Origin of the sequence: Streptomyces sp. NPDC046977, assembly GCF_040644455.1 — a bacterium.
Taxonomy (GTDB): domain Bacteria; phylum Actinomycetota; class Actinomycetes; order Streptomycetales; family Streptomycetaceae; genus Actinacidiphila.
The window spans coordinates 19292-31917 of the sequence record NZ_JBEYWO010000028.1 but is presented as its reverse complement, the minus strand read 5'-3'; the positions used below and the strand labels follow the sequence as shown (position 1 = coordinate 31917).

The 12626-nt window shown below is 73.5% G+C and carries 8 protein-coding genes; 6 read left to right on the top strand and 2 right to left on the bottom strand.

The window, feature by feature from the left end:
• Positions 1–26 precede the first annotated feature (26 nt).
• Complete coding sequence (locus ABZ883_RS32955) at positions 27–2186, bottom strand: RecQ family ATP-dependent DNA helicase (RefSeq protein ID WP_360912753.1); 2160 nt, start codon at positions 2184–2186, stop codon at positions 27–29.
• Positions 2187–2340: 154 nt separating this feature from the next.
• Here ABZ883_RS32955 and ABZ883_RS32950 point away from each other — a divergent pair, with 154 nt between their 5' ends.
• Positions 2341–3582 (top strand): DUF4192 domain-containing protein, encoded by a 1242-nt coding sequence (locus ABZ883_RS32950; RefSeq protein WP_360912751.1) that lies wholly within the window; start codon positions 2341–2343, stop codon positions 3580–3582.
• Here the strand turns inward: ABZ883_RS32950 and ABZ883_RS32945 are convergent.
• Positions 3494–4804 carry an alpha/beta fold hydrolase gene (locus ABZ883_RS32945; RefSeq protein ID WP_360912749.1) on the bottom strand — a complete coding sequence of 437 codons (1311 nt, stop codon included), beginning with the start codon at positions 4802–4804 and terminating at the stop codon, positions 3494–3496. The two genes, ABZ883_RS32950 and ABZ883_RS32945, sit on opposite strands and share 89 nt — an antisense overlap.
• A 127-nt stretch (positions 4805–4931) precedes the next feature.
• On the opposite strand from ABZ883_RS32945, the gene ABZ883_RS32940 reads away from it, so the two are divergent.
• From ABZ883_RS32940 to ABZ883_RS32920, 5 genes are all read left to right on the top strand, one after another.
• A complete protein-coding gene (locus ABZ883_RS32940) occupies positions 4932–6914 on the top strand; it encodes a glycogen debranching N-terminal domain-containing protein (protein ID WP_360912748.1) in 1983 nt (660 codons plus the stop codon).
• Positions 6915–7066: 152 nt separating this feature from the next.
• On the top strand, positions 7067–7783 hold the full coding sequence (locus ABZ883_RS32935) for an NUDIX domain-containing protein (protein WP_360912746.1): 717 nt from the start codon (positions 7067–7069) through the stop codon (positions 7781–7783).
• A gap of 32 nt (positions 7784–7815) precedes the next feature.
• The gene (locus ABZ883_RS32930) at positions 7816–9444 is read left to right on the top strand and encodes an ABC transporter ATP-binding protein (RefSeq protein ID WP_360912744.1); all 1629 of its coding nucleotides are present in this window, start codon (positions 7816–7818) and stop codon (positions 9442–9444) included.
• Positions 9445–9536: 92 nt separating this feature from the next.
• Positions 9537–10454, top strand: coding sequence for a FadR/GntR family transcriptional regulator (locus ABZ883_RS32925; RefSeq protein ID WP_360912742.1), 918 nt, complete (start codon positions 9537–9539; stop codon positions 10452–10454).
• 313 nt (positions 10455–10767) lie between these two features.
• The gene (locus tag ABZ883_RS32920; RefSeq protein ID WP_360912740.1) at positions 10768–12339 is read left to right on the top strand and encodes an RNA polymerase sigma factor; all 1572 of its coding nucleotides are present in this window, start codon (positions 10768–10770) and stop codon (positions 12337–12339) included.
• Positions 12340–12626 lie beyond the last annotated feature (287 nt).

The following is a 12626-nucleotide window of genomic DNA, read 5'->3' as shown; positions in this document are numbered from 1 at the left end:
CGAGCTGTCCAGCATATGACGACGGATCAGCCTTGCAGCGCCAGGACCAGCGGAAACACTGCCGTAACACCTGACCTGCGGAGCAGGCGCGCGGCGACCGCCAGGGTCCAGCCCGTTTCGGTGAGATCGTCGACGAGCAGGACCGGCCCGGGCACGGCCGCGATCGCTTCGGCCAGAGCGGGCGGAACGGCGAACGCCCCGTGCAGGGCGCGCAGTCGCTGCGCGCTGTTGCTGCGCGGCACGCGCGAGGGCTCGACGTCTCCGGTGTGGGCCAGCTGCCCCAGCAGCGGCATGCGCCCGGCCTCGGCGATGCGCTGCCCGAGCGAGGCGATCAACTGCGGCCTGGTGTGCGAGGCGACGGTCACCACCCCGACCGGGCGGGGCGGTGCGTCGGGCCCGCCACTGGCCCAGCCGCCCGGTCCGCGGGCCCAGTCCGCCAGCACTGTGACCACGGCGCCGACCACGTCGTCCGCCACGGGGCCGTCCGCGGCGTTCATGGCGAAGAGCGGTCGCAGCCGGTTGCCCCAGCCGATGTCGGAGAGCCGTCCGAGGGCGCGGCCGGGCTCCGCCTGTTCGCCGGCGGGAATCCGGCCCTTGAGGTCGATGCCCACGGACGGGAGCCCGGTGGGCCACATCCGGCGCGGTTCGACCTCGACCCCGGGACGGCCGAGGGCCGCCCGGGCGGACTCCAACGCCTCGCGGGACACCTCCGCGGAGTGGCGCGGCGCCGCGCAGTTGTCGCAGCGGCCGCAGGGAGCGGCCTCCTCGTCGTCGAGCTGGCGCCGCAGGTACTCCATGCGGCAGGAGGCGGTCGTGGCGTACTCGCGCATGGCCTGCTGCTCCGCCTTGCGCTGGCGGTCGACCCACGCGTAGCGCTCGGTGTCGTACGCCCACGGCTCCCCGGTGGACGTCCAGCCGCCGCGCACCCGGCGGACGGCGCCGTCCACGTCGAGCACCTTGAGCATGGTCTCCAGCCGGGTGCGGCGCAGGTCGACCCGGGCCTCCAGGGCGGGTACGGACATCGGCGCCGCCGCCTCCGCCAGCAGCGCGAGGGTCTGGCGGACCTGCTCCTCGCGCGGGAAGGCGAGCGAGGCGAAGTAGCGCCAGATCGCCTCGTCCTCGGGGCCGGGGAGCAGCAGGACCTCCGCGTGGTCCACACCGCGGCCGGCGCGGCCGACCTGCTGGTAGTAGGCGATGGGGGAGGAGGGCGAGCCCAGGTGGAGCACGAAGCCCAGGTCGGGCTTGTCGAATCCCATGCCGAGGGCGGACGTCGCGACCAGGGCCTTGACCTCGTTGCGCAGCAGCGCCGCCTCGGCGGCCCGCCGGTCGGCGTCCTCGGTGCGGCCGGTGTAGGCCGCCACCTCGTGACCGCGGCTCCGGAGGAACGCCGCGACCTCCTCGGCGGCCGCCACGGTGAGCGTGTAGATGATGCCGGAGCCCGGCAGGTCGCCGAGGTGGTCGGCGAGCCAGGCGAGCCGGTGCGCGGCGTCCGGCAGCGCCAGGACGCCGAGCGAGAGGCTCTCGCGGTCCAGCGGCCCGCGCAGGACGAGCGCGCCCTCGTGGTCACCGGTGCCCAGCTGCTCGGCGACGTCGGCCGTCACGCGTGCGTTGGCCGTGGCGGTGGTGGCCAGGACGGGGACGCCCGGCGGCAGGTCGGCGAGCATCGTGCGCAACCGGCGGTAGTCGGGCCGGAAGTCGTGGCCCCAGTCGGAGATGCAGTGCGCCTCGTCGACCACGAGCAGGCCGGTGGTGGCGGCGAGCTTGGGCAGGACCTGATCGCGGAAGTCGGGATTGTTGAGCCGCTCCGGGCTGACCAGCAGGACGTCGACCTCTCCGGCGGCGACCTCGGCCTGGACGGTGTCCCACTCCTCGGGGTTGGCCGAGTTGATCGTCCGGGCCCGGATGCCGGCGCGTTCGGCGGCGTCGATCTGGTTGCGCATGAGGGCGAGCAGCGGGGAGACGATCACGGTCGGACCGCTGCCGCGCTCGCGGAGCAGCGCCGTGGCCACGAAGTAGACGGCGGACTTGCCCCAGCCCGTGCGCTGGACGACCAGGGCCCGGCGGCCCTGGGCCACCAGCGCCTCGACCGCGCGCCACTGGTCCTCGCGCAGGCGGGCGGTGCCCGTCGGGTCCCCGACGAGCCGGCTGAGGATCGTGTCGGCGGTGGTGCGCAGTGCGGTGGTCATGCCCCCATGCAACCCGATGACACCGACACCGTGCCAACCGCCCTCACCGGGCCTGTGGATAACTCACTCTGAGTTATTGCGATGATATGCCTGGTTTATCCACAGGTTCGGGAGGGGTCTGGCGGAGATCCACGCCGTGCGCCACCTTCGGATCATGACTCAGCACACCGCATCCTCCCGTCCCTCGGACGACCCGAAGGTCACCCTGCGCAGCCCGGCCGAACTCGCTGCCGCGCTCCCGTACTTCGTCGGCTTCCATCCGGACGACAGCATTTTGATGATCGCCCTCCACGGCGAACGGGGCCGCTTCGGCGGCCGCGCCAGGCTGGGCATCCCCGGTAACCCCGGCGAGTGGCCCGACGCGGCGGCGCAGCTGGCCGAGTGCCTCGTCACCGGCAGTGCCCAGCGCGGCGCCCACCCCGACGCCATCGTGCTCTTCCTCGTCCAGGACCCCGCCGAGGGGGAGACCCCCGGGCAGGTCATGGAACGGCTCCGGCCGCTGGCCCAGGGACTGCGTCTGGCCTGCGGCCGGCTCGACGTGCCCGTGGTGGAGGCGCTGTGCGTGTCCGCGGGGCGCTGGTGGTCCTACTCCTGCCCGGACAGCGAGTGCGGACCTCCCGAAGGCGCGGCGGTGCCGCCCTCCGGTGATTCGGTCATGGCGGCCGCGGCCGCCTACGCGGGCATCCGGGTGCGCGGCTCGCGCAAGGAGTTCGAGGACCGCCTCACCCCGCCCCCGGCGGGATCGACGGCGGCCCTCGCGCGGGAGGAGGCGCTGGACGCGGCTGCCGCCGGGCTGGTGCCGCGCATGCTGGAGCGCGACGACTCCGACGAGGTGCGGCGTACGACGCTGCGACTGCTCAAGGCAGCCCTGGATCGGTTCAGGGCCGCTGCCCCCGAGGACGACGGACCGATCGGCGACCGGCGGGACGACGCCCTGCTGGGCGACGACGAGGCCGCCGCGATGATCCTCGGCCTGCAGGACCGCGACACCCGCGACCGCGCCGCGGAGTGGATGGACCCGCCGCACACCGACCCCGCCCTGCGACTGTGGCGGGCACTCGCCCGCCGCTGCGTCGAGCCCTACCAGGAGCACGCCGCGGCACCGCTGACACTGGCCGGCTGGGTTGCCTGGTCCGCCGGGGACGAGGCCACCGCGCGCGTCGCCTTCGGCCGCGCGCTGGACCTCGCCCCCGACTACACCTTCGCCCGGCTGCTCAACGCAGCGGTCAACAACGGGATCTCACCCGAGCCCCTGCGCCGCTACCTGCGCCGGCGGCGCGCCGGGCAGGCCCGCCGCGCCGCCCTTCTCACAGCTCGCCGCGGGCCAGCCGGATCAGCCGGTCGAGGACCCGGCCGCCGCTCACCCGGAGCCCGTCGTGCTCGTACTCGTCGGTGACCCACGTCCGCAGGCCGCGCACCGACCGCGCGGTCGCCAGCGAGTCGGCCGTGTCGACGTACATGTCGTCGTGGTACACCGCCGCGGCCACCGGCACCTCGTTCACCGCCAGTTGGCGCGGGTCGTACAGGTCGGGCCAGTCCTCGCGCCGGGCCAGCAGTTCGGCGGTATCGGCCAGCGGGGCGAGCGCCGGGTCGGTGGAGAACATCCAGGGGTAGATCATCTCCCCGGTCAGCAGCACCGGCGCGTCGTCCGCCAGCGGCTTGTCCACGTCGAACTGCGGGAACTCGCCGCGCACCGACTCGGCCGCCCAGCCGGTGCCCCGCGGCGACACCGAGCGCTGGCCGTAGATCGACTCGTGCAGCACCGCGTAGAGGGGGTTGCCCGCGAAGGACAGATGGCCCTGCACCTCGGCCAGGAAGGAGTCGGACAGCTGCGGACGGCCGGTCCCCGGAAGGAAGGCGTCCTCCAGCAGATAGTGCAGCGTGTGCGAGCCGGTGCCCGTGCCCAGCATCAGGCCGAGGGACTGGAGCGCCTCGGCGGTCAGCAGCCCGCCGCCCGGCAGCGTCACCTCGTGCTCCCGAAGGTGCCGCGCCAGGGCGCGAACCGTCTCCGCGTCCTCCGGGTAACGCGCGTAGTGGCCCTCCACCTTGCGCTCCACCCGGGGGTAGGCCGCCCGGTAGACGTCGTCGGCGCTGCTGCGCAGACCCGCGAGACCGCCCGTCACGAACGCCTCGCGAATCCCCTCGGGGGCGAGGGAGAGATACGTCAGTGTGCAGAAGCCGCCGAAGCTCTGCCCCAGCAGGCTCCACTGCACGCTCTGGCCGAGCAGTTCACGGCGGATCAGTTCGCAGTCCCGCACGATCGAGTCCGCGCGGAAGTGCTCCAGATACCGGGCCTGCGCGGCGGCGTCGCCGCGCAGCGGCAGGGTCTGCCGGTTGGCGGGGGTCGAACGGCCCGTGCCGCGCTGGTCGAGGAGCAGCACCCGGTAGTCGTCCAGCGCCCGGGTGAGCCAGCCGTCGCGGCCCAGTGGCCGCGGCGACCTGCCCCCGGGGCCGCCTTGGAGGAACAACAACCAGGGCAATGGCTCCCGTTCCTTGCCGACCGCCACGACCTCGCGGGCGTACACCTCGATCTGCTCGCCACGTGGCTCCGCGTGGTCGAGCGGTACCTGGAAGGTGCGGTCGGTGATGACGGTCCCTGGCTGGCGGTAGACGGCCATGGCTCTCTTTCCGCTGATACGAACGATTTCCCGATCAGGAACGGTAGACGGCGCGTGACCCGAGTGCCCACACGGGCGTTCACCGGGTAGCGGCGGCACGGCCCGCCCGAGCCGACGAGGAGATGGCATGGCCCCGCATCCGGCCCATCGGTCGTCCTCCCGCGCCGACCGGGCGCCGCAGGCGGTGCACGACGCGGTGATCTCCGTCGCGGCCCCCTCGCTCGCGGTCTCGGGCCGGGACGGGCAGCTGCGCGGCGAGGGCCTGGACGGCTTCTACCAGGCCGGGCGGCGTGTGCTGGCCCGCTGCGAGCTCCGGCTCGCGGGGGCGGTGCCGGTGCCGGTGCAGGGTCTGCCGGTGGCGGCCGGGCAGGCGCGGTTCACCGCGCTCGCGCGGGTGCCGGGTGACACGGCGCCCGATCCGGCCCTGACGGTGGAGCGCCTGCGCTTCGCGGGCGGCACCGAGCGCATCACGGTCCACAACACCGGGCCGCGCGAGGTGCGCATCCCCTGCGAGGTGTCCCTCGCATGCGATCTCGCGGAGCTGCCGGCGATCGCTTCGGGAGCGTCCGGCCCCGAACTGCCGGCCAGCGTCTGCGACGCGGGACTGCTGTGGGCGGGCGAGGGCGGACGGGTCCGGGTGGTCGCCGAGCCGGGGCCCGACAACGCCATGGCCTCGGCCGGCCTGCTGGGCTGGGACCTGGCGCTGCCGCCCGGGGCGTCCCGCACGATCGAGCTGCGGGTGGTCCTGGAGCCCGCCGGGGCGCAGCCGTCAGGACCGGCGTCCGGACCGCCCGCCGTGCCGTGGTCCGCGGCGCACATCGAGAGCGAGGACAGTGGTGCGGCCGCCCTGCTCGGCACCGCCCTCGACGACCTGCGGGCGCTGCTGCTGCGGGAGCCCGGACATCCGCTCGACGCCCATGTGGCGGCCGGGGCGCCGTGGCGGCTCGGTCTGGCCCCGGCCGACGCGGTGTGGGCGGCGCGCATGCTGCTGCCGCTCGGCACGCGGCTGGCCGCCGGGACCCTGCGCACCCTGGCCCGCCGGCAGGACCCGGAGACCGGCCAGGTGCCCGGGCCGCTGCGGCACGCCGGGCCGCACCTGCCCCCCACGTCCTCGGGCGTGGAGGCCGGGCTGCTCCTCGTCACCGTGCTCGCCGAGGCGCGCCGCTGGGGGATGTACGAACGGGAGGCCGAGCAGTTGCTGCCCGCGGCGGAGCGCTCCCTGCGGTGGCTGCGGTCGTCCCTGACCTCCGGCGGGTACATGCCCGACCCCGCGCCGGGCGGTCCCCTGCGCTGCGACGTGCAGGCGCACGCGCACCGCGCCATGCTGTACGGCGCGGACCTGCTGGAGGCCTACGGGCGCCCGGGCGCCGAGGAGTGGCGCGAGCGGGCGGAGGCGTTGCGCCGCCGCTTCCGCGAGGACTTCTGGCTGGACGACGGGGCCGGGGGCCGGCCCGCCACCGCCCTGACCCCGGAGGGCAGACCGGTGCCGCATCTCGGCTCGGCGGCGGCACACCTGCTGGACACCGGGCTGACCGGCGGCGGCGAGATCGCCCCCGGACTGCTGGACAAGGCGCAGACCGAGCAGCTCGCACGCCTGCTCGCGGCGCCGGAGCTCGACTCGGGGTGGGGGCTGCGCACTCTGTCGGCCGCCGCGCCCGGCCACAACCCCTTCGGGCACCGGGGAGGAGCCGTGCGCGTCCACGAGACCGCCGTCGCGGTCGCCGGCCTGGCCGCGCACGGCTACGAGCGGGAGGCCGCCGCTCTGCTGCGCGGTGTGCTCGACGCGGCCGCCGTCTTCGGCCACCGGCTCCCCGAGATGTACGCGGGCGAGCAGCGTGCCCCCGGGCGCGTCCCCGCCCCGCACCCGACCGCGTCCCGTCCCGCCGCGGTGGCGGCCGCGGGGGCGGTGCAGCTGCTGACCGCCCTCGCCGGTATCCGCCCGGACGTCCCCGAGCGGGTCGTCGCCGTCCGTCCCGTGGGCTGCGCGCCCCTCGGCGAACTGCGGCTCACCGGGCTGACGGTCGCCGGCGAGCCGTTCGCGGTACGGGTCGGCCGGCTCGGGACGGCCGTCGTCGAGGACGCCGCGGCCGGACTGCAGCTCGGTTCCTGAGCCGTGCCGGGCACCCGGTTCCACCGTTCGGCCCGCCGGCGCCCCGGCCGCGCGGCCGGCTTCACCACCACGTCGAACAACCGGCCGAGAGCGGGTCCCGTCATCCTTCCAACCTGCTGCTTATCGTCAAGAAGACGACTATGATCGCGGACATGCCGCCCTACGACCCGTCAGCTTTCCCGCCGTTCGCCGTCACCGTCGACCTCGTCGTGCTCACAGTGCGCAGCAACGCCCTGTGCGCGCTCGCGGTCCGTCGCGGCGAGCCGCCGTACCAGGGCCGGTGGGCGCTGCCCGGCGGCTTCGTGCGCGGCGACGAGGACCTGGCCGAGGCCGCCGCCCGTGAACTGGAGGAGGAGACCGGGCTCCGCGCCGGCAAGGGGGTGCATCTGGAGCAGCTGGCCACGTACGGCGATCCCCAGCGCGACCCGCGCATGCGGGTGGTGAGCGTCGCGCATCTCGTGCTCGCCCCCGACCTGCCCGCCCCCCGCGCCGGCGGCGACGCGCGCAGCGCCCGCTGGGCCCCGGTGGAGGAGTTGCTGCGCAATGGCGAGGACGGCGCCCTCGCCTTCGACCACGCGCGGATCCTGGGGGACGGTGTCGAACGCGCCCGCTCCAAGCTCGAGTACTCCGCGTTGGCCACTGCCTTCTGCCCGCCCGAGTTCACCGTCGGTGAACTGCGCCGGGTCTACGAGGTCGTGTGGGGCGTCGCCCTCGATCCGCGCAACTTCCACCGCAAGGTGACGGGCACGGTCGGATTCCTCGTCCCCACCGGCGGTACGACGACCCGTCAGGGCGGTCGGCCCGCACAGTTGTTCCGCGCGGGTGGGGCCACCATCCTCAATCCGCCCATGTTGCGGCCAGAGGTGTAAATTTCGGACCTTTCGCACGTTATCGTGCAGGGGTGATCCAGGCCATCGGACTGACCAGCGCGTCCCGCGGCGACGAAGCACCCGCCGTGGACGACCTCACCTTTGACGCCCGCCCCGGGGAGATCACCGCCCTGCTCGGCGACAGCGGCGCGGGCAAGTCGACCGCCCTGCGGCTGATGCTCGAACTCGAACCCGGCCGCGGCATCACCCTTTTCGGCGGACGGCCCCTGCACCGTCACGCCCATCCTGCGAATGTCGTCGGAGTGCTCCTCGGCGACGTCCCCGGACATCCCTCCCGCACCGCCCGCGGCCACCTGCGCATGCTGGCCGCGGCGGCAGGCGCCCCGGCCGAACGCGCCGACCAGGTCCTGGAGATCGTGGGCCTGCACGACGCGGCGGACCGGCGCCTCGGCGAGTTCTCGCTCGGCATGGACCGCCGCCTCGGCGTCGCCGCCGCCCTGCTCGGCGACCCGCCCGCCCTCCTGCTCGACGACCCCGCCCAGGACTTGTCGCCCCGCGACACCGCCTGGCTGTACGGGCTGCTCAAGACCTATGCCGCGCGCGGCGGAACGGTCGTCGTCACGGTGAGCGACCCCCGGACCGCCGGACGTCTCGCGGACCGCATCGTCACGCTCGACGCGGGGCGGCTCGTCGCCGACCAGTCCGCCGTGGAGTTCGGCCGCGGACGGCTGCGGCCGTACGTCGCCGTGCAGTCGCCGCAGGCCGAACGCCTGGCGCTGCTCCTCACCGACGACGAGACCGAGATCACCCACGAGAGCGGCAGCCGTATCTGCGTCTACGGCACGACCACCGCCCGGATCGGGGAGACCGCCTTCCGGCACGGCATCCTGCTGCACCGCCTCGCGGACGAGGTGGGCGACACCGGTGTCCCGGAGTCGCCGCACGGCGACCGCACCCCCGGCACCATCAGCCTGGCGCCCGTGCGCGAGGCGCGCCCGCCCGCCGGGCCCGCGCGTCCGGTCCGCTACGAACTGCGGCGCCTCGCGGGCATCCGCGGCCCGTGGCTGATCGCCCTCGCCGGCGTGCTCGGCTCCGCCCTCTCGACCCTCGTGCTGCTGCGCACGGGGCACCACGCGGTCTCCCTGCGGCTGCTGACCGGCTGGGCGCGTTCACTGCCGCTTCCCCCGGCGGCCCTTGGAGGCGGGCTGCTCGGCGCGCTCTCGTACGGCCAGGAGTTCCGGTACCCGGCCCTGGCGCCCGCCAACGCGCCTGTGCCGCGCCAACTGAGGCTGCTGCTGGCCAAGCTCGTTGTGAACGGTGGTGCGGCGCTCGTGATCGCCGGCGGCGCGGCCCTGGCGGGAGCGGTGGAGGCGTACGTCCTGGGCGGACACGGGCTGCCCGGTCTGCCGGCGCTGGCGCGGATCTGCGTGACGTGGGGAGTGCTGGCGCTGGTGTGCTGCTGGGCCGGTGTGCTGGCGGCCGGGGTGTTCCGCACCACCGCGCTGGGGCTGGCCGGGGTGCTGGCGGTGCCCTTGCTGGTGGCTCCGGTGGTGCGCCGTGCGGCGACCTCTCCGGCGATCGACGCGGTGCGGCTGGCGACCCAACCCGTCCGCTATTCCTTCGTCTTGTCGCTCTTCGCTCTGTTGTGTGCCTATGTGGCAACGGTCTTGCGCCGGAGAAACCCCATTTCCTTCCGATAAAGCGTCAATTATCAGGTGATGAGTGCTCACCCTTTCGTGTGCTTTTCAGCAAAGCCCTCAAGGTGCCGCGTCCCATCGCCGACAAATGATGCGTGAGTACCCTTGCGCACACCATGATGACCGCCGCCCGCTCCGTCGACCCCAGCCTTGTCGGCGGTGGCGAGCTCGACCGCTATCCGTACGCCGACGTCTCGGCCGGTTCCTCGCCGGACCGGACGGGCGGCGCGCCCTCCTGGGAGGGCGGCGACGCCGACATGGGCCGGGTGGGCCGCCGGGCGGGCGGCAGCCGTGGCCGCGGGCTCCACGGCCAACTCGTCCAGCAGCTCGGCCAGATGATCGTCTCCGGCGATCTGGGTGCCGACCGCCCGCTCGTCCCGGAGGAGATCGGCCAGCGCTTCGAGGTCTCCCGTACCGTCGTCCGTGAATCGCTGCGTGTACTGGAGGCCAAGGGCCTGGTCAGTGCCCGGCCCAACGTCGGCACCCGGGTCCGTCCCGTCAGCGACTGGAATCTGCTCGACCCCGACATCATCGAGTGGCGGGCCTTCGGTCCGCAGCGGGACGACCAGCGCCGTGAGCTGTTCGAGCTGCGCTGGACGATCGAGCCGCTCGCCGCCCGCCTCGCCGCCGGCCACGGCCGTGAGGACATCCAGCAGCGCCTGGCGGACATGACCGAGATCATGGCGCACGCCGTCGGCCAGGGCGACGGGCTGACCTTCTCCCGCGCCGACGCGGAGTTCCACGCCCTGCTGCTGCAGGTCGCGGGCAACCGCATGCTGGAGCACCTGGCGGGCATCGTCTCCGCCGCGCTCCAGGTCTCCGGCGGCCCCGTCACCGGCTGCGAGCGCCCCGGCGATCACTCCGTCGCCCTCCACGCGCGGGTGGTCGAGGCGCTGGCCGCCTCCGACGGTGCCGAGGCGGAGGCCGTCATGCGCCAGCTGCTGGCCGTGCACACCGAGCCGGGCCCGGCGGGGCCCCCCGACCATGTCGTTCCCGCCCCGCGCGAGCACTGATCGCACGGAGCGAACCGGAGACGGCACCGATTTCCGCCGCCGGCCCACACCCTCCGGGCCCGGCGGCGGAGCCGTCCGCCCCGGCCGGGCGGACGGATGTGGCCTGCGGGTTCACGGCGAGTGTCCGGCTATCGACTGATTGATGCCGTTCCGGGGTGTGACTCGGACCACGTGGAGTCGGGCGTAACGCTCTCGCGAGCAGCGCGATGAGGTAAGAGGTGGCGGCCGCGCGAGGAATATCCGCGACGAACATGACGCTGAGTTGCTGAGCGGTTCCACCGTAGTCGTTTTCCATCGTTCCGAGAGGTTGTTCGTGTCGGCCAGCACATCCCGTACGCTCCCGCCGGAGATCGCCGAGTCCGAGTCTCTGATGGCGCTCATCGAGCGGGGTAAGGCTCAGGGTCAGATCGCCGGCGACGACGTGCGCCGAGCCTTCGAAGCGGACCAGATCCCGGCAACCCAGTGGAAGAACGTTCTGCGCAGCCTCAACCAGGTCCTCGACGAGGAGGGTGTGACGCTGATGGTGAGTGCCGCTGAGGCGCCCAAGCGCACCCGTAAGAGCGTCGCAGCCAAGAGCCCGGCGAAGCGTACTGCCACCAAGACCGTCGAGACCAAGGCCGCGCCGGTCAAGAAGACCGTGGCGGCCAAGGCCGCCGCGGCGCCCGGGTCCGCCGTCGAGGCGGATGCGGTGGCGGACGTGGCCGGCGAGGGCGTGGCGCCCGCCAAGAAGGCCGTGGCGAAGAAGACCGCGGCCAAGAAGACCACCGCCGCCAAGAAGACGACGGCCAAGAAGACGGCCGCCGCCGAGACCAAGTCCAAGAAGGACGACGAGCTCGTCGAGGGCGAGGAGCTCCTCGAGGAGGTCACGCCCGGCAAGGACGAGGACGTCCCGGCCGCCGAGGCCGAGGCGGAGAGCTTTGTGCTCTCCGACGACGACGAGGACGACGCGCCCGCGCAGCAGGTCGCCGCGGCCGGCGCCACCGCCGACCCGGTCAAGGACTACCTGAAGCAGATCGGCAAGGTCCCCCTCCTCAACGCCGAGCAGGAGGTGGAGCTCGCCAAGCGCATCGAGGCCGGTCTGTTCGCCGAGGACAAGCTGGCCCAGGCGGACAAACTCGCCCCCAAGCTCAAGCGCGAGCTGGAGATCATCGCCGAGGACGGCCGCTGGGCCAAGAACCACCTGCTGGAGGCCAACCTCCGTCTGGTGGTCTCGCTGGCCAAGCGCTACACCGGTCGCGGCATGCTCTTCCTGGACCTGATCCAGGAGGGCAACCTGGGCCTGATCCGTGCGGTCGAGAAGTTCGACTACACCAAGGGCTTCAAGTTCTCCACGTACGCGACGTGGTGGATCCGCCAGGCGATCACCCGCGCGATGGCCGACCAGGCCCGCACCATCCGTATCCCGGTGCACATGGTCGAGGTCATCAACAAGCTGGCCCGCGTCCAGCGCCAGATGCTCCAGGACCTGGGCCGCGAGCCCACCCCGGAGGAGCTGGCCAAGGAACTCGACATGACCCCCGAGAAGGTCATCGAGGTCCAGAAGTACGGCCGCGAGCCGATCTCCCTGCACACCCCCCTGGGCGAGGACGGCGACAGCGAGTTCGGCGACCTGATCGAGGACTCCGAGGCGGTCGTCCCGGCCGACGCGGTCAGCTTCACGCTCCTCCAGGAGCAGCTGCACTCCGTCCTCGACACGCTCAGTGAGCGCGAGGCCGGCGTGGTCTCGATGCGCTTCGGTCTGACCGACGGCCAGCCGAAGACGCTCGACGAGATCGGCAAGGTGTACGGGGTCACCCGTGAGCGCATCCGCCAGATCGAGTCGAAGACCATGTCCAAGCTGCGTCATCCGTCCCGCTCCCAGGTGCTCCGCGACTACCTGGACTGATCCGGACCGGTTCCCGACGGGCCCGCGAACGCCACTGGCGGTCGCGGGCCCGTCGGCGTTTCCGGAGATCTCTCCGGATGCGGGGGTGGGTCCTCCGGGTCACGCTGAGTGCACTTATTGATCCGGAGGGTGAGGAGAGTGCATGCGTTCCTCGATCCGCGCGATGATCGGCGGACTGACGCTGGCATCCGCGCTCGCGATGCCGCTGGTGGCCCCCGCGTACACCGCGTATGCCGCCGCCTTTGAGCCCGCCGTGCCGGGCGTGGAACCCGTGGCCCCGGAGGCGG

Coding starts and splice junctions, on each gene's coding strand:
- ABZ883_RS32955 (WP_360912753.1), bottom strand. CDS start 2,186: ATGACCACCGCACTGCGCACCACCGCCGACACGATCCTCAGCCGGCTC.
- ABZ883_RS32950 (WP_360912751.1), top strand. CDS start 2,341: ATGACTCAGCACACCGCATCCTCCCGTCCCTCGGACGACCCGAAGGTC.
- ABZ883_RS32945 (WP_360912749.1), bottom strand. CDS start 4,804: ATGGCCGTCTACCGCCAGCCAGGGACCGTCATCACCGACCGCACCTTC.
- ABZ883_RS32940 (WP_360912748.1), top strand. CDS start 4,932: ATGGCCCCGCATCCGGCCCATCGGTCGTCCTCCCGCGCCGACCGGGCG.
- ABZ883_RS32935 (WP_360912746.1), top strand. CDS start 7,067: ATGCCGCCCTACGACCCGTCAGCTTTCCCGCCGTTCGCCGTCACCGTC.